Origin of the sequence: Bradyrhizobium genomosp. I (2014) (assembly GCF_000261685.1) — a bacterium.
Lineage (GTDB): Bacteria > Pseudomonadota > Alphaproteobacteria > Rhizobiales > Xanthobacteraceae > Bradyrhizobium.
This window is the reverse complement of record NZ_AJQE01000192.1, coordinates 37,909-57,748: the sequence shown is the minus strand read 5'-3', so window position 1 is coordinate 57,748 and position 19,840 is coordinate 37,909. Positions and strand designations below refer to the sequence as shown.

The window sequence follows — 19,840 nt, the reverse complement described above, 5'->3', positions numbered from 1 at the left end:
TGTCGCGTCTGCCTTCCGTGCGATCAATGCATGAAGCCGCCGCGACGGTTGCCGCCGCCGTTCATGCTCGGCGCCTGGTTCATCGACTGCCGGAAGTTGTTGTTGCTGTTGACCATGCGGTTCGGCATCGCATTGAACTGCGGACGGTTGTTCAGCACTTTGTTCTGCACTTGCATCTTGTTCACCGGATTGCTGTTGGGCTTTACGATGCCGGTGTTGCCGTTGTTGATGCGGATCGGGTGGTTCTGCGTCTGAACATTGATCGGCTTCACGTCGACCTTCGTGCCGCCTTTGCCGACATTCACCGGCATGCTCACAATCTTGCCCGGCTTGGCGTTGCCGCTATTCTGCGTGGTGTTGGTTGCAGGCAAGGTCACGATCTTGCCGATCCCGCCATTGCCGTTGGTCGTGTTGGTCGGCGCGGGCAGGGTGACGATCTTGCCCGGGGTCTGCGACGGCGTGCCGTTCTGCGGGTTCGGCAGGTTGCCGCCGATCTGCGCGCCGCCATTACCCTGCTGCAAGGGCATGTATTTGGGCTGGCCGAGATTGCCGATCTTGAAGGTCGGCGCAATGTTCTGCGGCGCCAGGAACTTGGTCGCCTGCATCAGGGGGATCTGCTTCGGCTGCGCCTGCAGCTTCAGCGCGACCTGTGCATAGGGGCTGTTGCCGTAGCTGTCATAGAAGCTCTTGTAGGCAAGCGGCGAGTTCGTGAGCACCGCCTTGTGCCAGGCCTGCGAGACCAGCAGGTTCTTGAGCAGCCAGCGGACGTGGTCGCACAGCGGGTCGTGCGGGTACATCTGGATGAACTCCTGATAGTATTCCGGCCGGCCCTCGGACACGACGTAGTCATAGGCCTGACGCGTCGAGCGGCTGGGCAGGTTGGAGGCCATCTGCACCACTGGTGCATTCACCGGCGTGCGGTTGGCCGCGACTGCGGTGTCGCCGAAGAAGGTGAAGTCGCTCGTGAGCGAGGAGCTCTCCCACGGAATCTGCGCACCGCTGGTGCTCTGGTTCACCTGCAGGCGGACGCGCTTGAACAGCTGCTCGATCGGCACGTTGGGCTCGCGCGCGATGTTCAGGAACGCCTGCGTGTAGGGGCTGTGGCCGCCCGTGCCGTCGAGCGCTTCGGCGCCCGGCGCGGTCGAGTAACCGACGATCGAGCCGTTCGGCGCATCGACGATGGCGAGGCCCCGGCCGGCATCGTTGACTTGGGGGAACGGGTTGTTGCGGCAGGCATCGAGGATGACGATGCGCATGCGGCTCGGAATCGTCTCCAGCGTGGACATCACGTCGACGAGGCGCACCGAATTGTTGACGAGCTCTGTCGGGCTGGACACTTTCGCGTCCACGGGAATGAGATAGTTCTCGCCGGCGAGCTGCACGCCGTGACCGGCGTAATAGACCATCGCCACCGTGTTGGGACCGCGTGAGGCGACCTTTGCGGAAAAGTCCTGGACGACGCGGAGCATGTCGTTCTGCGTCAGGTCGGTCGCGGCGACCACTTCGAAACCGGCGGAGTTCAGGAACTGCGCCATCGATTGCGCGTCATCGTCGGGGTTCGCAAGTTGCGGCGCGTTCCGGTAGTTCGCATTGCCGATCACAAGCGCCACCCGCTGCTCCGGGCCCTGCAGGGCGGTGGGAGCCGGCGCGACCGGGGCGACTTGCGCGGAAACGGGCCCGCAGGCGAAGCCGAACAGGCTTCCCACGAGGCTAGCTGTCATCAGGAAAGGCTTCAGGCGGAACATGGCGTGCTCCTTTGGCACTCATCTCGATGCGAGATTGGTTGCGCTGAAGCTTGGCCGCGTTCGAGTTTGCGGTCCGTGATCCCTATCACCATGGCGGCGTACGTGATCTGAATCACGCTTGGAACCTGCTATGGTTTAGCGATCGATAAGGGGAGCTTCCGTCACATGCTGAAATCGATCGATCCGATCCTGACGCCCGACCTGCTCTGGCTGCTCGCCTCGATGGGCCATGGCGACGATCTCGTCTTCGTCGACGCCAATCATCCCGCGGCCCGGATCGCGCAGAGCACCTCCTCGCAGCGCCTGATCCAGCTGCCGGGCATGAGCATGGAGACCGCCGTCCGCGCCATCATGTCGGTCTATCCGCTCGACGATTTCGATCCCGATCCGGTGCGTGTGATGATGCCGGTGGACGATCCCGACCGCGTGCCCGAGGTGCAGCATGCGGTGCTGGCGGAGGTCGCGCGCGCCGCCGGTCACCCCGTCACACCTGGCAAGTTGTCACGAGCGGATTTCTATCGCGCGGCGGCGGCAGGTTTTGGCGTCGTGCAGGTCGGCGACAGCCGAGGCTATGGCTGCTTCCTGCTCCGCAAGGGCGTGATCAGCTAGCGGGGCTGCGTTCGATCGACGCACGGCTTGGTGCAAAGCGGATGCGATCATCGCGTGCGATGATCCTGCCCATGGCTACGTTCATCCAGCGATCGAATTTGAATGGCGTTCTCGCGGCCGATTGTCTAGGGTCAACGCATGTCGCGCCTTGTGTGTCTATCTGTTGCTATCATCCTGTCGCTGCTGCCGGCCGTCGCGCCCGCTGAGGCCGCGCAAAAGCGTCCCAAGCCGGTCTGGAAGGGCTACGGCTTCCTGCCGGGCTATCGACAGCCGCTGAGCAACGCCATTCCGCTCTACAAGCAGAAGGACGCGATGCGGCGCCTTGCGCGCAACGACCGGCGCCATTGGTACATCGACCCGGTTCCTCAATACTACCGTTGGGATGGCGAGTGGCATTATTTCGGCCGCCCCGGCTTCGGCGGCGGCCGCTACAATGGCGGCAGTTTCGGTCCGTGCTGGACGCGGACGCCGATCGGGCCAATCTGGAATTGCGGGTGAGCTGCTGATCGCGTCGTCATTGCGAGCGTAGCGAAGCAATCCAGACTGTCACCGCGGACAGATTCTGGATTGCTTCGCTACGCTCGCAATGACGATGTGGCGAGAGCGCGCGCTCGCCTACGAGAAGAACGCGATCTTCTCGGCCTGGGTCATGCGGCGGATCGGCGCGAGTGGGTCGTTGGCCGGCGCGCGGGGCTTCTGCAGGATGCCGCTGGCGAGGATGGTGGCGCCGAGCGAGGGCTCGGGCAAGGACGTGGACAGGGGTGAGGGCATGGGCAGCGTCGCGGTCGACGCTGCGGCGAATGTTGCGGTGGCCGCCATGGCCGGGGCCTGCTGCTCCATCACCTCGGCGGCGGCCTCGGCAATGGCATCGGTGAGGCGCGCGAGCGAGTCCATCGCGATCGGTGCGTCCGCGGCGGACTCTTCCGCAACGGCCGCGACGACCGGCTCGGGTGCAACCGGCTCCGGAAGATCGGCGGCAACAGGCGCTGCGACATCCGAGGCCATCGGTTCGGGCGTCGGCGCGGCCAGCTCGATCGGCTCGATGATCTCGTCGAACTCCGGATCAGGCGCGGCCATCTCCAGCGCGATGGCATCGAGTATGGCTTCGTCCTCGGCTTCCGCCGCGGCATCGGGCGAGAACGTGTCGGCGGCTTCCGCGAAGGCGGCGGGCCCGGCGGGCGGCTCCTCAAGAGCAACGTCTTCAGCTGCGACCTGGTCGGGCGCGATGTCGCGTTCGGCAGCCGTCTCCGGCACGGCGGCAGCGTCGACGGTCTGCCCGGCCATGGCGAGCGTTGCAGTGGTGCCGGCCTCCCCAGCGACTGCTTGGGGCTCGGGAGTTGCTGCGATGTCCTGCGGCGTGTCCGCAAGAGCCACGGGGGCTTCGCTGGCCGTCTCGGCGGCCCGCGCTGGCGCAGCATCGGCGGACGGCGCGGCCTGCGGCGTTGCGCCGCCGCCAAGCTGCTCGACCCGGTCCCTCAGCAGATCGAACGCGGCCTTGAGCTCGACGCGGGGGTCGATGGTCGAAATCTGTCCGCAGGCGGCCTCGATCGAGGCGAGCTGCGAATCAATGAGGTCGCAGATTCGCCCGTCGGCGCCGATCTCGCGCCAGCGCCAGGAGATCTCCTTGATGATGCGCACCCCGCGCGGGATCGGCGCGAGGCTCGCCTCGATCGCCGCGGGATCGAACGCCGCGATCGCGATCGTCTCGGCCTCGCGGATGGCGCGGCGGATATCGACCAGCGCTTCGGGCAGGCGGTCCTCGACGACGGGTTGTCGCTGTGCCGCAAGGGTTTCTTCGATTCTGGCGACCGCATCCAGCACCATGCTCGTGTCGGCATTGCGGTTGCGTTTGGCGTATTCGCCGAGGAACCAGCGGCCGCGCGCGGTCTCCATGAAGGCTTCGCGGATCGCGTCGTAATCCTGCTCGTTCGGCTCGGCCGCGCGGGCAGACATGGGCGAGAGGGCGAATGCTTCGTTGGCCATGACAATCTCGTCGCGCAAATCACCGCGCGTTACTGTAACGATCACCACGATATCGACCGAATCGCAATTGGTTTGATGCAGACCGAATCACAAATCCCCATCGCGGCAGCCGAGAAGCGGCGATTCGCGGTGAACCTCGCCCTGTTCTATTCGGCGGTCTTCGCGGTCCTGGGCACGCATCTGCCGTTCTTTCCGCTCTGGCTGAAGGCGATCGGCGTCGACGCGGCCTGGATCGGCCTCATCAATGCGCTGCCGGCGATCACGCGGTTCACAACGCTGCCGCAGGTCACCGCGTTTGCCGAGAAGCGACATGCGATTCGCGCCGCCATGATGGTGTCGGTGCTGGCGACCGCGATCGGCTTCACGGCGGTTGGATTGCAGCAGCAACCTCTGGCGTTGTTCCTGATCTATGCGCTGACTTGCATGATGTGGACACCGACGATGCCGCTGACCGACGCCTATGCGCTGCGCGGCGTCGCCCGTTACGGGCTCGACTATGGACCCCTGAGGCTGTGGGGCTCGGCGGCCTTTGCCGCGGGCTCGCTCGCTTGCGGCTATCTCGTCGACGTCATCGCGGCGCGCGATCTGATCTGGGTCATCGTCGCCTGGGCCGTCGTTGCGGTTCTCGCCAGCGCGCTGCTTCAGCCGCTCGACGATGTCAGGCACAGGACGACGGAGAGGCGTGCCCACACAGCGCTGCTGCGCGATGCCGGCTTCTGGGCGATCATCGCCTCGGCCGCGCTGATCCAGGGCAGCCACGTCGCCTACTACACCTTCTCGGCCATCAACTGGCAGCTCCATGGGATCAGTGGACTGACCATCGCGGAGCTGTGGACGCTGGGCGTGATCGCCGAGATTGTCGTGTTCGCGCTGTCTCCGCGCTTCTCGCTGCACCCGTCCACGATGATCGCGATCGGAGGGCTCAGCGCCGTGGTGCGCTGGATCGTCACCGCGCACGAGCCGCCGCTCGCGCTGCTCGCGATCGCGCAACTGGGGCATGGTCTCAGCTTCGGCATGACCATCGTCGGCACCATGAATCTCTTGGTGCAGCGCGTACCGGCGCATCAGATCGCGCGGGGTCAGGGTTACTATGCCGCCTGCAACGGGCTCCTGGGCGCGGCGACCTCGATCGCGTCAGGTGCGATCTACGCCCGCACCGGCGACGGCCTGTATTACGTCATGGCCGCGATGGCCGGCCTCGGCGCGCTCGTCATCTGGACGGCGCGGCATCGCCTCACGGCTCATCCCCACAACGCGGAATCGGGCGGATAGACCAGGCTGCCATCATAGCGCAGTCCATGGTCGCGATCGCGCGCCAGCAGCAGCGGGCCGTCGAGATCGACGAAGCGCGCCTGCGGCGTCACCAGCATGGCGGGCGCCATCGACAGCGATGTCGCGACCATGCAGCCGATCATGATCTCGAAACCGAGCGCTTGAGCAGCGTCGGCCATGGCGAGGGCTTCGGTGAGACCGCCGGTCTTGTCGAGCTTGATGTTCACGGCGTCGTAGCGTTCGCGCAACGGCGCGAGCGAGGAGCGGTCGTGCACGCTCTCGTCGGCGCAGACGGCGAGCGGGCGCTCGATCCGCGCCAGCGCTTCGTCCTTGCCTGATGGCAGCGGCTGCTCCACCAGGGTGACGCCGGCCGCGGCGCATGCGGCGAGGTTGTGCTCCAGGTTGGCCTCGGTCCAGGCCTCGTTGGCGTCGACGATCAGCTCGGATTTTGGGGCGGCCTTGCGCACCGCCGCGATTCGCTCCGGATCGCCGTCGCCGCCGAGCTTGATCTTGAGCAGCGGCCGGTGCGCCGCTTTGGCGGTCGCTGCGGCCATGCCCTCCGGGGTCCCTAACGAGATTGTGTAGGCGGTGATGCGCTCGCCGGGCGCCGGGCGGTTCAGCAGGTTCCAGGCCCGCTGGCCGGCTGCCTTGGCCTCGAGGTCGATCAGGGCGCAATCCAGGGCGTTGCGGGCCGCACCGGGCGGCATGGCGGCCTGGAGGGCCTGCCGCGTCAGTCCCTCCGCGAGGGCCTGCTGCATGGCCTGGATGGCCGCAAGCGTGGCTTCCGGCGTCTCGCCGTAGCGGGGATAGGGCACGCACTCGCCGCGGCCGGTCAGGCCGTTGCGGCTGACCTCCGCCACGACCGTGACGGCCTCGGTCTTGGCCCCCCGGCTGATGGTAAAGCTGCCGGCAATCGGGAAGCGCTCGATTCGCGCCGCCAAAGTTGCAAATTTCATGGAAGTCATTTCGAACTCTGGCGAAATCTGAACCTGCTAGTTACCTCTAGCAACTAACGTTAACCCCTTGGGGATACCTTCTCTGGGTAAGGGCGCGTGCGCAACTATCTGATTTTCTCCGCCCCGGCACGGGAGCGGACATCTTGAGCAGCGATCCGAAGCTGGAACGGATTGCGAAGGGCAACGCGCTGGCACTCTGCGCCACCGGGACCTGGACCGCGAGCTTTGCGCCGGTCCTGGAGCGGATGGTGGCTGACGCCGAGAAGCTCGCAGGCACCCCGCAAAGGATCTTCATCGACGTCTCCGAGGTCGCCAAGCTCGACACGTTCGGCGCCTGGCTGATCGAACGGCTGCGCCGTAGCCTGACCCAAGGCGCCGTCGAAGCGCAGATCGCGGGCCTCTCCGCCAATTATTCCAGCCTCGTGGACGAGGTGCGGCGGGTGAGGGCGACCCCCGAGCTCGACAGCAGCACGATCACCATCTCCGGCATGCTGGAGCAGATCGGCCGGACCGTGGCCGGCGTGGCCGGGACCGTGGCCGGCCTCGTCGACATGCTCGGCGCGGTGCTCGCGGCGGCATTTCGCGTCCTGATCCACCCGCGCTCGTTCCGCCTGACCTCGACCGTGCATCACATGGAGCAGGTCTGCTGGCGCGCGGTGCCGATCATCGTGCTGATCACCTTCCTGATCGGCTGCATCATCGCCCAACAAGGCATCTTCCATTTCCGCCGCTTCGGCGCCGACATCTTCGTCGTCGACATGCTCGGCGTCCTGGTGCTGCGCGAGATCGGCGTATTGCTGGTCGCGATCATGGTCGCGGGCCGTTCCGGCAGCGCCTACACCGCCGAGCTCGGCTCGATGAAGATGCGTGAGGAGATCGACGCGCTGCGCACCATGGGCTTCGATCCGATCGAGGTCCTGGTGCTGCCGCGCATGCTGGCCCTGGTGCTGGCGCTGCCGATCCTGGCTTTCCTCGGCGCCATGGCCGCGCTCTATGGCGGCGGGCTCGTCGCCTGGCTTTATGGCGGCGTCGAGCCGGAGGCCTTCCTGCTGCGCTTGCGCGACGCCATCTCGATCGATCATTTCATCGTCGGCATGGTGAAGGCGCCCGTCATGGCCGCCGTGATCGGCATCGTCGCCTGCGTCGAAGGGCTCGCCGTGCAGGGCAGCGCGGAATCGCTGGGCCAGCACACCACCGCATCGGTGGTGAAGGGCATCTTCTTCGTCATCGTGATGGACGGCGTGTTCGCCATCTTCTTCGCCTCGATCGGGATGTGACGATGGCAAAAGAAGCTCAAAGCGAGATTCAAAATCCCATCATCCGCGTCCGCGACATCACCGTGCAGTTCGGCGCCACGCGCGTGCTCGATGGGCTCAACCTCGACGTCAAGCGCGGCGAAATATTGGGCTTCGTCGGTCCCTCGGGCGCGGGCAAATCGGTGCTGACGCGCACCATCATCGGCCTGGTGCCGAAGGTGGCAGGCTCCATCGAGGTGTTCGGCGTCGACCTCGATTCCTCCAGCACGTCGCAGCGGCGCAACGTGGAGCGGCGCTGGGGCGTGCTGTTCCAGCAGGGTGCGCTGTTCTCCTCGCTGACCGTGCGGCAGAACATCCAGTTTCCGATGCGCGAATATTTGCGCGTCTCGCAGCGGCTGATGGACGAGATCACCATGGCCAAGCTCACCATGGTCGGGCTCAAGCCCGAAGTCGCCGAGCGTTTCCCGTCCGAGCTCTCCGGCGGCATGATCAAGCGCGTGGCGCTGGCGCGCGCACTGTCGCTCGATCCGGACCTCGTGTTCCTGGACGAGCCGACCTCGGGCCTCGATCCGATCGGCGCCGGCGACTTCGACGAGCTGGTCAGGACGCTCCAGCGCACTTTGGGGCTGACCGTTTTCATGGTAACCCACGACCTCGACAGCCTCTACACAGCATGTGATCGCATCGCCGTTTTAGGGAACGGTAAGATCATTGCGGCAGGGTCGATCGCCGACATGCAGGCCTCGCAGCATCCCTGGCTGAGGCAGTATTTTCATGGCAAGCGCGCCCGCGCGGTCATGGGTTGAAGAGCTGGGTTGAGTAGCCGGAGCACCTGATGGAAACGCGGGCGAATTACGTATTGATCGGCTCGTTCACGCTGACGGTGATCGCCGCGGCGATCGGCTTCGTGCTGTGGTTCCAGTCGTTGCACACCACCAAGCAGCGCAGCCCTCTGCGCGTCGTGTTCGAGGGGCCCGCAGCGGGCCTGCGCAACGGCGGCAGCGTCAACTTCAACGGTATCAGGGTGGGCGAGGTGGTCTCGGTGAAGCTGGACAACCCGCGGCGGGTTGTCGCACTCGCCATGATCGAGAACAACGCCCCGATCCGCAAGGACACCCTGGTCGGGCTCGAGTTCCAGGGCCTCACGGGCGTCGCAGCCATCTCGCTCAAGGGCGGCGACGAAGCCGCGGCCCCACCGCCGCTCGACCAGGATGGCATCCCGACGCTCACCGCCGATCCCAACAAGCTCCAGGACGTCACCGAGGCGATCCGCGGCACGCTGCAGAACATCAACAAGATCGTCGCCGACAATCAGGAGTCGGTGAAGAATTCGCTCAAGAACCTCGAGACCTTCACCAACTCGCTGGCGCGCAATTCCGAGAAGATCGATGCCGTGATGGCCAAGGTCGACGGCGTCATGCTCAAGGCCGACAATCTCATGCTCGGCCTCAACACGCTGGCCGGCGGCAAGGACGGTGGCGAGCTGTTCCAGGCGGTGAAGTCGATCCGCGAGCTCGCCGACGATTTCGACAAGCGCTCCGGCGCGTTGATGGCCGACGGCCGCCGTACGCTGGGCGACATCAGCCGCGCCGTGAACAATTTCGACCGCAACCCGACCCGCGTCCTGTTCGGCGCCAGCAACTCATCGCAGCCGGCCCCGCCGCCCGAGCCGCCGAGACCGGTGCCGTCCGCGAGCGGCAGGCGGTAGGAGGCGGGCGCGTTCGCGCTCTCGTGTCCCGGACGCGCTGCAACGCTCTTCGCGTTGCTGCGCAGAGCCGCGACCCGGAAGGCCTCACCGCGAAACACCTCGACATGGGCCCCGGCTCGGCATCGCACCGCCGAAGGGGCGTTGCGCTGCGTCCGGGGCACGAGAGCGTGGATGACATGCCCAAGCAAAAACGGAGGCCGTGAGGCCTCCGTTTTCATTCGCTACTCGTTGCTATCTGCCGCTCATCCCAGCCGTCCCGCCGCGTGCGCGAGCAGGGTGTACACGAGGCCCGTCTCCGAGATCAGGTGGCCGCGCAGCTCGTGCGGGCCACGGCCGTCGCGGGCGACTTCGTCGAGCAGGCGCTCGAACTCGGCGACGTAGCGGTCGACCGTGCCCTTGAAGTTGCGGTCGGCGCGGTACTTGCGGGCGACCTCGTCGAAAGCCTTCTGGCCGGCGGGCGTGTAGAGGCGCTTGGTGAAGGCCTTGTTCTCGCCGCGCTGGTAGCGGTCCCACATCTCGGCGGCGAGGTTGCGGTCCATCAGCCGGCCGATGTCGAGCGACAGCGATTCCAGCGGGTTGCCGCCACCCTGCGGAGCCTGCGGCAGCGGCGCGGGTGCGGGGCGGCCGCGCGGAGCCTCGCGACCGGCCGGGGCGCCCTGGTTGGCGTCGGTGCGGTTGAGCAGGTCCGACAGCCAGCCGTCGCGGCCCTGGTCGTTGCCGGCAGGCGCGACCGGCGGCGCTTCGGTGCGGCGCGCAGCCGGCATGCCGAGGTCCGGCGGCGGCAGCGTCGAGGCGCTGCCAGTGTCGCGCATGCGGGTCTCGGGAGTCCGGCCGCCGACTGCGGCCAGTGCTACCGGTTCCTCCTGGCGCTGCACGCTGGCGCGGCCCGCCGTGGTGACGTCGAGGCCGCGGCCGTGCTGGGCCACGATGCGGTTGAGCTCGGCGAGGGCCTCGATCTGGTCGACGATCACCTTGCGCATCTGCGCCGTGCTCTCGGCGGCCTCCTGCGGCATCTCGAGCACGCCGCGGCGCAGCTCGTTGCGGGTGGCTTCGAGCTCGTTGTGCATCTCGAAGGCCATCTGCTTCATGCTGGAGACGAGGTTGGTGAACTTCTCGGTCGACTGCTTGAACATCGCATCCGCCTCGTCCGTGGTCTGGCGGTAGATGTCGTGCATCGCCTCGATGGTCTGCCGGTGCTCCTCCTCGGACGCCGCGCGCACTGCCTCGAACTGGCGGGTGATCGCGGCCGATCCTGCGCCGGCGGTCTCGGCAACGACGCGGGCGATGTCGCGGGCGCGCTCCTCGGCCGCGGCCAGCGATTCATCGAGCAGTCCGGTGAAGCGCGACAGCCGCTGGTCGAGATCGGCCGTGCGCAGGTCGATCGTGGTGACGAGCGATTCCAGCGCCTGCTTGCGCTCGGCGAGCGAGGCGGTGGTGTTCTTGTTGCTCTGCTCGACGACCTGCGCGGCCTCGACCAGCGCCTGGCCGTGCTTGTCGAACTGGGTCGACAGCTCGCCGAGATCCTGCAGCGCCTTCGTGGTCTTGCTGTTGAAGACGTTGAGCTGCTCTTCCAGATTCTGCGTCGCCGCGCCGTTGCGCGAGGTGACGTCGTTCATCGCCGAGACGAAGTCGGCGACGCGCGTCACCAGCGCCCGCTCGAGCGAGTTGAGGTTGTCGTGCGCACCGGTCAGCACCTCCTGGAGCAGGATGTTGCCTTCGCGCAGGCGCTCGAACAGGGCTACCGTGTCGGTGCGCAGGATCTTGCTGGTCTCCTGCATCTCGGTGACGGCCGCGATCGAAACCTGGCGCGACTGGTCGATCGCGGAACGCGAGGCCTGCTCGAGGTCCTTGAGCGACTTGCCGACCGCGCTCGTGGCGATCTCGCTGGCCGCGTTGATGGTGCGGGCGACTTCCGAGCCGTTGCCCATCATGGTCTGCGAGAAGGCCTGGCCGCGCGTCTCGATCGACTTTAGCGCATCGGAGGTGACGCGGTCGATGTCGAGCGTGAGCTGGCTGCTCTTCGAGCCGATCGCGTCGACCAGCGCGCCGCGCTTGGCGTCGATCATGTTCGACAGACGGTCGGCCTGCTGCTGCACATAGGTGACGATCTCGTCGGTCTTGCCGGTCATGGCCTGGCCGAAGCTGGAGCTGGCGGCGAGCACCGAGCGCTCGACGTCGGCCGAGCTCGACTTGACCCGCGAGCTCGCCTCGTTGGAGGCCGATATCAGCGCGTTCTGGGCGTTGAGCGCGCTGGTCTGGATGTCGCTGGTCGCGTTGACGGTGGCCGCGTTCAGCGTCCGCTCGATCTCGGTCGAGATCGTGCGGATCTGGCTCGCGGCGTCGGCCGAGGTCGAGGTCAGCGAGATCTGCGCCTCGCGCGCGCTGTTGAGGATGGTCGAGGCGGTGTCGGCGCCGACCGCGGTCAGCGTGCGCTCGATGTCCGTCGTCAGCGACTTGATCTGGCTCGCCGCATCGGTCGAGGCGGAGATCAGCGAGCCCTGGGCCTCGCGAACGCCGCTGGTGAGCGCCTCGATGGTGGCGCCGCCGGCGGTCGCCAGCGCGCGCTGCATCTCGGCCGCGAGCGAACGGACCTGGCTGGTCTGTTCGGCCGAGACCGCGAGCAGGGTGCTCTGGGCGTCGCGGGCGCTGGTGGTGATCGTCTCGGCGGTCGACTGGCCGACCTGCGAGAGCGAGCGATGCACTTCGGCCGCGAGCGACTTGACCTGGCTCGCCGCATCCGACGACGCCGTGACAAGCGTGCTCTGGGCTTCGCGGGCACCGCTCATGATGGTCTCGGCCGTCGAGGTGCCCGCCATCGTGAGCGAGCGCTGCACGTCCGAGGACAGCGCCTTGATCTGGTTGGCGGTCTCGGTCGAGGCCGCGATCAGCGCGCCCTGCGCATCGCGGGCGCCGGCGGTGATCGATTCCGCCGTGGTGGTGCCGGCCAGCGACAGCGAACGCTGCACGTCGGCGGTGAGGGCCTTGACCTGGCTGGCCGCATCCGAGGAGGCGGTAACGAGGGTGGTCTGCACCTCGCGGGCGCCCGCCAGGATCGAGGCCGCGGTGGCCGAGCCTGCCGCCGACAGCGTGCGTTCGACGTCGGCCGCGAGCCCCTTGATCTGGTTGGAGGCCTCGCCCGATGCCGCGACCAGCGTCGACTGCGCTTCGCGGGCGCTGGTCAGGATCGAGTTCGCCGCACCGGTGCCGACCGCGGTCAGCGCCTGCTCGACCTCGGCCGAGGTCATCCTGAGCTGGGCGTTGACGTCGGAGGAGACCGTCAGCAGCGACTGCTGAGCCGTGCGCGCGCCGGTCTGGATCGTCTCGCTGGTGTTGACGACGAGGTTGGTGAGCGAGCGCTCGGCGTCCTCGACATGCGAGCGGATCGCGGTCGAGATCATCTCGGCGCGGGACATCATGTCCTCGCTGGCCTGGCGTCCGCTGCTTTCGATGCGGCCGGCGACGGCCTCGACGCGCGAGCCGAGCAGGTCCTCGAACTGCGCCACGCGCACGTCGATGTCGCTCGCGACAGAGCCGACCTTGGTCTCGATGGCCTGGTGGATCTCCTGGAAGCGCGCGGTGACCGTGTCGGTCAGATGCGCGGTGCGGCCGTCGATGATCTCGGTGACGCCGGTGATGCGGCGGTCGACCGCCTCGATCGCCTGCGCGGTGCCGTCCGTGAGCGTCGAGCCCAGAAGGGTGAGGCGCGTGTCGATCGACTGCACGGCCTGCGAGGCGCCGCTCGTCACGGCGGTGGTCAGGTAGGTGAGGCGGGAATCGATGGATTCGAGCGCCTGCGACGCGCCGCCGGCGAGCGTCGTCGTGAGGTGCGTCAGCCTCGTGTCGATCGACTGGATGGTCTGCGATGCGCCATCGGTCAGCGAGGTCGTGAGGTGGGTGAGGCGGGAGTCGATCGACTGGATCGCCTGTGCGGCACCGTCGGTCAGCGACGTCGCCAGCGTGTTGATGCGTCCGTCAATGGTCTCGGTCATGGACTCGGCGCGGGCGTCGAATGACTGTTCGAGCGCGGCGACGCGGCCGACGAGTTGCTCGTCGAAGGTCCTGATGTGGCCTTCGATGGTGCCGTCGAGGCTGGCGATCTTGCCGTTCAGCGAGGCGTCGAGATTGCTCACGCGTTCGCCGATCGTGGTCTCGAATTGCACGAGGCGCTGGTCGAGCACCGCCGTGATCTCGCCGCCGTTCGCCGTGAAGCGGGTGTCGAAATTGTCGACATAGGTCTTCAGCGTCTCGGCGATGTCCTGCGTGCGCTGGCCCATGCGCTCGACGATCTCGCCGCCGAAGGTCTTCACGGTGCGGTCGAACTCGGAGATGTGGCGCGTGATCAGCGCGCCCAGCGTGCCGGAATCGCGGGCGAACTTCTCGACCAGCTCGGTGCCCTGGTTCCTCACCAGCTCGTCGAAGGCGCTCATCTGCAGCGACAGCGAGTCGTGCGCGGTCTCGGTCTGGCTGACGACCTTGGCGACCAGGGTGTTGACGGTGGCGTCGAGCGCGTCGCTCGCCTTGTCGCCGGAGGTCATGATCTGGGTTGCGAGCCGGTTGCCGGCGTCGTCGATCTTGGCCGAGAGGTCGCTGGAGCGCAGCTCGAGCTCGAGCAGCAGCGAATCCGACGAATTCTTGAGGGAATCATGCACCTGCTCGGTGCGCTCGGAGATGCCGTCGACGATCGCGGCGGAGCGCTGCTCGAATTCGCCGGTGATGCGGTCGATGCGCTCGTTCAGCATCTCGTGGACGCGGTCGGCGAGGTCGACGAACTCGTCGTGGACGTGGCCGGTCTTGAAGTTGAGGCTGGTGGTCAGCCGCTCGCTGGCGTCGAGCACGGCGCGCGTGGTCTCGTTGCTGGCTTCCTCGAGGCGGTCGAGCAGGTCGCCGCCGCGCTCGCCGAGCGCCAGGATCATGTTGTCGCCGGCATTGCTCAGCGCACTGGTGATGTGGGCGCCGCGCTCTTCGAGCGCGCCGGTGATGGACTTCGCGACCTCGTCGACGCGCGAGGCGATCGCGTCGGAGATCAGCGCGATGTCGTGGCGCAGGTCGATCTGCACGCCGGAGATGGCGCTGCGGACCTGCTCGGCCTGGCCGACCAGATTGTCGCGCTGATGCGCGATGTCCTGGAGCAGGGCGCGGATGCGTACCTCGTTGTCGGAATAGGCGCGCTCCAGCGCGGCGACCTCGTTGGCGACCAGCGTCTCCAACTCGCCGGCGCGCGCAATCGCGCGCTCGATGCCGTCGCCCATCGCCGCGACCTCGCGGCGGATGGCCTGGCCGACGGTGACCATGGAATCGGAGGCAGAGCCTTCCGGCTCGGAGAAGCGGATCGCGACCTGCGCCATCGCCTGCGCGATCATGCGCATTTCCTGGCCGCGCCAGACGAGACTGGCGAGGAAGTAGAACAGCATGATCGGCGCGAAGAACATCGCGACGAGACCGGCGATGACGAGCACGCCGCCGCTCTGGCCCATGGCGGCCTGGATCGAGGGCAGGAAGCCGACGGTCAGCGCCGCGCAGGCGGCGAGCCAGATGCCGGCGAAGATGGTGGCGAAGGTGTAGACGCTGCGGGCAGGGCGGCCTTTCTGAAGCGCCTGGAGCAGCTGGCCGATGGTCTCGCGGTCGTCATTGGCGGCGCGGCGCGAGGCGCGCGGCTCCTCGACCGTGTCGAACACGGTTGCCCGCTCGTTGGCGGCCGGTCGCGGCTCGAAGCTCGGCTCGTCGAAGATCGGGGGCGCGGGCGGCGGCACCGGGGGCGCCGTCTCGTTGCGCATCGTGGCGTTGCGGCTGGTATCCGCAGCCGTGTCACTGATGTTCAGGGCTTCCTGGATCGCAGAAAGCGCAACTTCTGTGGGGTCTTTGACCTTTTTCGGAGTGTTCGCCATGTTCAGTCCGAGCCCTCGTTACTTGTACGCGTCCCCCCGCGAGCCCTGCGCGCCGCGCGAGCCCACAGACCGGATCATGCCGCTTGCGCGGATCTCCGAGCCGTCCCCACCCCGGACGGCTTGTCCGCCAATTTCCGCAACATCCTATTGGCAGAGCGTCGCGAATGAAATGCCCGCGATTAAGACAATCTTAATCATCGTTAACAGCATCGCGCCGTAACGCCTTAGCAATAAATACAATTCTCCACCGAACTCGGTCGATTGCGGCAACTTTCCGTCAACAAGCGGGCGGATCTGCGTCAAACGGCGCAAACATTTCGTTAACCATTTTCATGCTTGGGTGGGGGAACCTGACCGCCGGACCGGCGGCCGCCGCGCGACGCCGGGGCCTGCACCATGCTGCCTGAACTGCAACGGATGGACTGGATGCCTTCGCCCCCGCTTGCACCTTTCGACAGCCCGCTCGATCTCGATCATCTCTCCCGGATGACGCTCGGCGACGCCGACCTGGAGCAGGAAGTGCTGGCGATGTTTGCCGAGCAGGCGGTCCGCCTGCTCGCGGCGATGGCTGCAATGCCGGCCGAGACCGGCCCGCTCGCGCACAAGCTCAAGGGTTCGGCGCGCGGGGTTGGCGCCTTTGCGGTGGCCGATGCCGCAGCCAGCCTGGAGATGGCGGCCCGGACCGGCCATGGCCGGGCCGATGCCTTTGCCGCGCTGAAAGAGGCGGTGACCGAGGCCCGCGCCGCCATCGAGGCGATCCTGAAGCCGTAGGCCGATACGGTCGGAGCCGGGCTCTAGTCTTTTGTTTTGACGCGTTTTCTTCCCGCAAAGCGGGATTCATTTCGCATCAAAACGCTATGGCGCCGGGCTGACCGACCCGTTATAGGACAGCCCGGACCCTCCTTCATTCCCAGCACCGCGGCAGCACGAGCACACATGGCCAAGATTCACTTTGTCGACCACAAGGGCGAAACCCGCACGGTGGAAATCGAGAACGGCGCAACCGTGATGGAAGCCGCGATCCGCAACAGCATTCCCGGCATCGAGGCCGAATGCGGCGGCGCCTGTGCCTGCGCGACCTGCCATGTCTATGTCGACGAAGCCTGGCGCGAGAAGGTCGGCAGCCCGACGCCGATGGAAGAGGACATGCTCGACTTTGGCTTCGACGTGCGCCCGAATTCGCGCCTGTCCTGCCAGATCAAGGTCTCCGACGAGCTCGACGGTCTCATCGTCTCGACGCCGGAACGGCAGGCCTGATCTCTCCACTCGCGCTAGATGCTCGGCGGCGCGACCTCGATACCGCGCTTGTGCCAGGGTCCGAGCTTCTCGATCACCTCTGCGGTCAGCGGCGTCGGCCGCCGCGTCGCTTCGTCGATCATGACGCCGACCGACGTTGCCGACGCGATGCATTTTCCTTGTGAGAACACGACCTGCTCGAAGGTCACCGACGTCCGTCCGAGCTTCACCACGCCGAGCCCGAGCTCGATCGTGTTGGGCCAGTGCAGCTCGGCGCGGAAATGGATGTCGAGCCGCACCATGATCCAGGCGAGTCCCGGCGGCGTCAGGCCGTATTCCGGAAGCTTCATCAGCGTGACGCGGCCGGTCTCGAAATAAGTCGCGTAGACCGCGTTGTTGACGTGCTGGTTGGGATCGAGGTCGCCGAAGCGGACGTTGTCGCTGAGGCGGTAGGGATAGTCCTCCAGGCGCGGCGTCGTGTCGAGGCGGCTTGGTGCGTTCACCGATTGATCTCCGTCATATCCTTTGTCGTTACAGCTCAGTTATCCTGCGCCGGCAAGTGGGCGTGGCTGCGGGACGCTCCCGCTTTTATGCCTTCCCTGATCCATCCCCGTTGGCTAGACAGGCAGGGTCACCTCTGCCCAAAGGGCTCCGTCCAACCGATAACGACAGACAAAAAGAGACGACATGAGCGACGCGATCAAAACCGATGTGCTGATTATTGGTGCCGGCCCCTGCGGTCTGTTCGCCGCATTCGAGCTCGGCCTTCTCGACATGAAGGCGCACTTCGTCGATATCCTCGACAAGGTCGGCGGCCAGTGCGCCGAGCTCTATCCGGAAAAACCGATCTACGACATTCCCGGCATTCCGCATGTCTCCGGGCAGGGACTCACCGACGCGCTGATGGAGCAGATCAAGCCGTTCCATCCGACCTTCCATCTCGGCGAGATGGTCGAGACCGTGGAGAAGATCGGCGATCCCGCCTTCCGCTGTACCACGGATGCCGGCAAGGTGTTCGAATGCAAGGTGGTGGTGATCGCGGCCGGCGGCGGCTCGTTCCAGCCCAAGCGTCCGCCGGTGCCGGGCATCGAGGCCTATGAAGGCACGTCGGTCCATTACGCCGTGCGCAAGATGGAGACGTTCCGCGACAGGAATGTGCTGATCGTCGGCGGCGGCGATTCCGCGCTCGACTGGACGCTCAATTTGCATCCGATCGCCAAGCGCATCACGCTGCTGCACCGGCGCGACGAGTTTCGCGCCGCGCCCCACAGCGTCGAGCAGATGCGCGCGCTGGTCGCCGGCGGCAAGATGGATCTGCGGCTCGGCCAGGTCACCGCGCTCTCCGGCACCGAGGGCAAGCTCACCGGCGCGACCGTGAAGGGCAATGACAACAGCGTGAGCGAAATCGCCTGCGATACCATGCTGCCGTTCTTCGGGCTGACCATGAAGCTCGGCCCGGTCGCGAACTGGGGCATTGCGCTGGAGAACAATCTGGTGCCGGTCGAGACATCCGCGTTCGAGACCAACGTATCGGGCATCTTCGCGATCGGCGACATCAACACCTATCCCGGCAAGATCAAGCTGATCCTGTGCGGCTTCCACGAGGGCGCGCTGATGTCGCAAAAAGCCCATCGCTACGTCTATCCGGATAAGCGGCTCGTGTTCCAGTACACGACTTCGTCCTCCAGCCTGCAAAAGAAGCTCGGTGTCAACTGACGGAACGCAGCGGGGAGGCGATGCCCCATGTTTCTGGTGCTGGAACCGTTCGCGAAATCGCCGTAGTCTGCGGCCATTCCGGTTGTGGAATAGCAAGGTGATCTAATGCGGAATTTTTCCAGCTCTCGGCTGTTCTCCTTCGTCGCGCTCGCATTGTCGCTCGCGACGGTGAGCCCGTGTGCAGCGCAGAGCGCCGAGCCCACAGCGGCGGGCCTCTGGCAGAAGGTCGAAGACGGCAAGACGGTCGGATGGTTCCTCTTCGTCGACCACAACGGCGTCTTCGAAGGTGTGATCGCAAAGACCTTCCCGCGGCCAACCGACAATCCGAACGAGGTTTGCAGCAAGTGCACCGACGATCGCAAGAACGCGCCGGTGCTCGGCATCTCCTTTGTCCGCAACATGAAGCGCGAAGGATTGAAGTACGAAGGCGGCAACGTGCTCAATCCGCGCGACGGTCAGATCTGGAAGGCCAACATGCGGGTCAGCCCCGACGGCCAGACCCTGACGCTGCGCGGCTATCTCGGCATCGCGCTGCTCGGCAAGGACGAGACCTGGACGCGCCTGCCGGATGCCTACATCGCGCAGATCGATCCTGCCATCGTCGCGAAGTATCTGCCTGCGCAGGCCGCCGCTGCGAAGCCGCCGGCGCCCGCGACGAAGAAGGGCGGCGCGATGATAGCTCCGGCGAAACAGTAGGGCGTATTTCGCACGCTGCGCCGCCTCAAGGCCTGTAGCTTCCGCGCCCGCCAGCGGGGAAGCCAGTCCATATCAGTCTCTCCGTTTCCTCGAACGGCCTGTGCGGCGACGTTCGCCGAAAGGCGAACGCGTGCCGGACCCGCTCCAGTAGTTCCCCGGAATGCGCGCTGGCGCTGGATTTGCATAGCTGTCGGCAAAGCTGCCAGGGAGCGAGTCGCCGTCTCCACGCCTGCCGCACACCATGCGGAGGGGCGGACGGCGGCGTTTGCCTCGCGGCGGTCACTTCGACCGCGGAGACGACATGAGACCTGCCATATCAGGTGCGGCCACGCTGCTGGGGTTGACGACGCTACTCGCGGCTTCGGCGCTGGCGCGCGACGACGGCCGCTACGCCAATTCGCCCTTGAAACCCTGGTTCGAGAGCCTGCACAGCGAATACGGGCAATGCTGCTCGGATGCCGACGGCTACGTCATTGCCGACGTCGATTGGGAGTCCGAACGCGGCCACTACCGCGTGCGCATCGACGACGAATGGGTCGTCGTGCCCGACGGGGCGGTGATCACCGTGCCGAACAAGATCGGCCGCACCATGGTGTGGAAGCACTATATCGACGGCCATCCGCGCGTGCGCTGCTTCATGCCGGGCAGCATGACGTGAACGAACGCACCTCATTTCGCGCGCCGCGGAAGCGCCGTCATGACCGGCGCGGTGCCATCAATCTGCTACGGAGCGATCCGTTCAAGGAGCTGGTTCGTAGGGACGTCACGCCGCGGGGAC

Annotated in this window: 16 protein-coding genes; 11 read left to right on the top strand and 5 right to left on the bottom strand. The window is 66.3% G+C overall.

All coding sequences use genetic code 11. The annotated features are described in order from the left end of the window. Window positions 1-23: 23 nt before the first annotated feature. Window positions 24-1,745, bottom strand: coding sequence for a caspase family protein (locus IC50_RS18595; RefSeq protein ID WP_035707863.1), 1,722 nt, complete (start codon window positions 1,743-1,745; stop codon window positions 24-26). Window positions 1,746-1,910: 165 nt separating this feature from the next. Between IC50_RS18595 and IC50_RS18590 the strand changes: the two genes are divergently transcribed. Next, window positions 1,911-2,354 (top strand): RbsD/FucU family protein, encoded by a 444-nt coding sequence (locus tag IC50_RS18590; protein ID WP_035707860.1) that lies wholly within the window; start codon window positions 1,911-1,913, stop codon window positions 2,352-2,354. Window positions 2,355-2,492: 138 nt separating this feature from the next. Beyond that, entirely contained in the window at window positions 2,493-2,852 is a 360-nt protein-coding gene (locus IC50_RS18585) for a hypothetical protein (protein ID WP_035707858.1), read from the top strand. Between the two features lie 117 nt (window positions 2,853-2,969). Here IC50_RS18585 and IC50_RS18580 read toward each other — a convergent pair whose 3' ends face one another. Further along, window positions 2,970-4,337: a hypothetical protein gene (locus IC50_RS18580; protein WP_035707855.1), complete on the bottom strand. Its 1,368-nt coding sequence runs from the start codon at window positions 4,335-4,337 to the stop codon at window positions 2,970-2,972. A gap of 75 nt (window positions 4,338-4,412) precedes the next feature. Between IC50_RS18580 and IC50_RS18575 the strand changes: the two genes are divergently transcribed. Continuing rightward, window positions 4,413-5,609, top strand: coding sequence for an MFS transporter (locus IC50_RS18575; RefSeq protein ID WP_035707853.1), 1,197 nt, complete (start codon window positions 4,413-4,415; stop codon window positions 5,607-5,609). Here the strand turns inward: IC50_RS18575 and dgcA are convergent. Beyond that, window positions 5,579-6,574: an N-acetyl-D-Glu racemase DgcA gene (gene dgcA, locus IC50_RS18570; RefSeq protein WP_035707849.1), complete on the bottom strand. Its 996-nt coding sequence runs from the start codon at window positions 6,572-6,574 to the stop codon at window positions 5,579-5,581. The two genes, IC50_RS18575 and dgcA, sit on opposite strands and share 31 nt — an antisense overlap. Before the next feature lie 134 nt (window positions 6,575-6,708). Between dgcA and IC50_RS18565 the strand changes: the two genes are divergently transcribed. From IC50_RS18565 to IC50_RS18555, 3 genes are read left to right on the top strand one after another with little or no spacing between them, the layout of a single operon-like run. Beyond that, entirely contained in the window at window positions 6,709-7,842 is a 1,134-nt protein-coding gene (locus tag IC50_RS18565; RefSeq protein ID WP_035707847.1) for an MlaE family ABC transporter permease, read from the top strand. Between the two features lie 2 nt (window positions 7,843-7,844). After that, window positions 7,845-8,627: an ABC transporter ATP-binding protein gene (locus IC50_RS18560; protein WP_035707844.1), complete on the top strand. Its 783-nt coding sequence runs from the start codon at window positions 7,845-7,847 to the stop codon at window positions 8,625-8,627. 29 nt (window positions 8,628-8,656) lie between these two features. Further along, a complete protein-coding gene (locus tag IC50_RS18555) occupies window positions 8,657-9,529 on the top strand; it encodes an MlaD family protein (protein ID WP_035707833.1) in 873 nt (290 codons plus the stop codon). Between the two features lie 242 nt (window positions 9,530-9,771). Here the strand turns inward: IC50_RS18555 and IC50_RS18550 are convergent, their stop codons facing one another. Further along, complete coding sequence (locus IC50_RS18550) at window positions 9,772-15,414, bottom strand: negative regulator of septation ring formation (RefSeq protein ID WP_035707824.1); 5,643 nt, start codon at window positions 15,412-15,414, stop codon at window positions 9,772-9,774. Window positions 15,415-15,840: 426 nt separating this feature from the next. On the opposite strand from IC50_RS18550, the gene IC50_RS18545 reads away from it, so the two are divergent. Both IC50_RS18545 and IC50_RS18540 read left to right on the top strand, forming a co-directional pair. Then, window positions 15,841-16,185, top strand: coding sequence for an Hpt domain-containing protein (locus IC50_RS18545; protein WP_035707904.1), 345 nt, complete (start codon window positions 15,841-15,843; stop codon window positions 16,183-16,185). 165 nt (window positions 16,186-16,350) lie between these two features. Beyond that, window positions 16,351-16,671 (top strand): 2Fe-2S iron-sulfur cluster-binding protein, encoded by a 321-nt coding sequence (locus tag IC50_RS18540; RefSeq protein ID WP_035707822.1) that lies wholly within the window; start codon window positions 16,351-16,353, stop codon window positions 16,669-16,671. Between the two features lie 14 nt (window positions 16,672-16,685). On the opposite strand, the gene IC50_RS18535 is transcribed toward IC50_RS18540, so the two are convergent. Further along, window positions 16,686-17,153, bottom strand: coding sequence for an acyl-CoA thioesterase (locus IC50_RS18535; RefSeq protein WP_035707819.1), 468 nt, complete (start codon window positions 17,151-17,153; stop codon window positions 16,686-16,688). Window positions 17,154-17,337: 184 nt separating this feature from the next. Between IC50_RS18535 and IC50_RS18530 the strand changes: the two genes are divergently transcribed. The 3 genes from IC50_RS18530 to IC50_RS18520 all read left to right on the top strand — a co-directional run bounded on the left by IC50_RS18530 (window position 17,338) and on the right by IC50_RS18520 (window position 19,720). Beyond that, window positions 17,338-18,366, top strand: coding sequence for an NAD(P)/FAD-dependent oxidoreductase (locus tag IC50_RS18530; RefSeq protein ID WP_035707815.1), 1,029 nt, complete (start codon window positions 17,338-17,340; stop codon window positions 18,364-18,366). A gap of 105 nt (window positions 18,367-18,471) precedes the next feature. Beyond that, window positions 18,472-19,062, top strand: a complete 591-nt coding sequence (locus IC50_RS18525; protein ID WP_035707812.1) for a DUF2147 domain-containing protein — start codon at window positions 18,472-18,474, stop codon at window positions 19,060-19,062. A gap of 301 nt (window positions 19,063-19,363) precedes the next feature. Beyond that, window positions 19,364-19,720, top strand: coding sequence for a hypothetical protein (locus IC50_RS18520; RefSeq protein ID WP_035707809.1), 357 nt, complete (start codon window positions 19,364-19,366; stop codon window positions 19,718-19,720). Window positions 19,721-19,840 lie beyond the last annotated feature (120 nt).

Bases quoted from the DNA above. Each gene is read 5' to 3' on its own strand.
- IC50_RS18590 (WP_035707860.1), top strand. From the start codon at position 1,911: ATGCTGAAATCGATCGATCCGATCCTGACGCCCGACCTGCTCTGGCTG.
- dgcA (WP_035707849.1), bottom strand. From the start codon at position 6,574: ATGACTTCCATGAAATTTGCAACTTTGGCGGCGCGAATCGAGCGCTTC.
- IC50_RS18540 (WP_035707822.1), top strand. From the start codon at position 16,351: ATGGCCAAGATTCACTTTGTCGACCACAAGGGCGAAACCCGCACGGTG.
- IC50_RS18545 (WP_035707904.1), top strand. From the start codon at position 15,841: ATGCCTTCGCCCCCGCTTGCACCTTTCGACAGCCCGCTCGATCTCGAT.
- IC50_RS18595 (WP_035707863.1), bottom strand. From the start codon at position 1,745: ATGTTCCGCCTGAAGCCTTTCCTGATGACAGCTAGCCTCGTGGGAAGC.
- IC50_RS18580 (WP_035707855.1), bottom strand. From the start codon at position 4,337: ATGGCCAACGAAGCATTCGCCCTCTCGCCCATGTCTGCCCGCGCGGCC.
- IC50_RS18560 (WP_035707844.1), top strand. From the start codon at position 7,845: ATGGCAAAAGAAGCTCAAAGCGAGATTCAAAATCCCATCATCCGCGTC.
- IC50_RS18575 (WP_035707853.1), top strand. From the start codon at position 4,413: ATGCAGACCGAATCACAAATCCCCATCGCGGCAGCCGAGAAGCGGCGA.
- IC50_RS18525 (WP_035707812.1), top strand. From the start codon at position 18,472: ATGCGGAATTTTTCCAGCTCTCGGCTGTTCTCCTTCGTCGCGCTCGCA.
- IC50_RS18520 (WP_035707809.1), top strand. From the start codon at position 19,364: ATGAGACCTGCCATATCAGGTGCGGCCACGCTGCTGGGGTTGACGACG.
- IC50_RS18530 (WP_035707815.1), top strand. From the start codon at position 17,338: ATGAGCGACGCGATCAAAACCGATGTGCTGATTATTGGTGCCGGCCCC.
- IC50_RS18555 (WP_035707833.1), top strand. From the start codon at position 8,657: ATGGAAACGCGGGCGAATTACGTATTGATCGGCTCGTTCACGCTGACG.
- IC50_RS18585 (WP_035707858.1), top strand. From the start codon at position 2,493: ATGTCGCGCCTTGTGTGTCTATCTGTTGCTATCATCCTGTCGCTGCTG.
- IC50_RS18550 (WP_035707824.1), bottom strand. From the start codon at position 15,414: ATGGCGAACACTCCGAAAAAGGTCAAAGACCCCACAGAAGTTGCGCTT.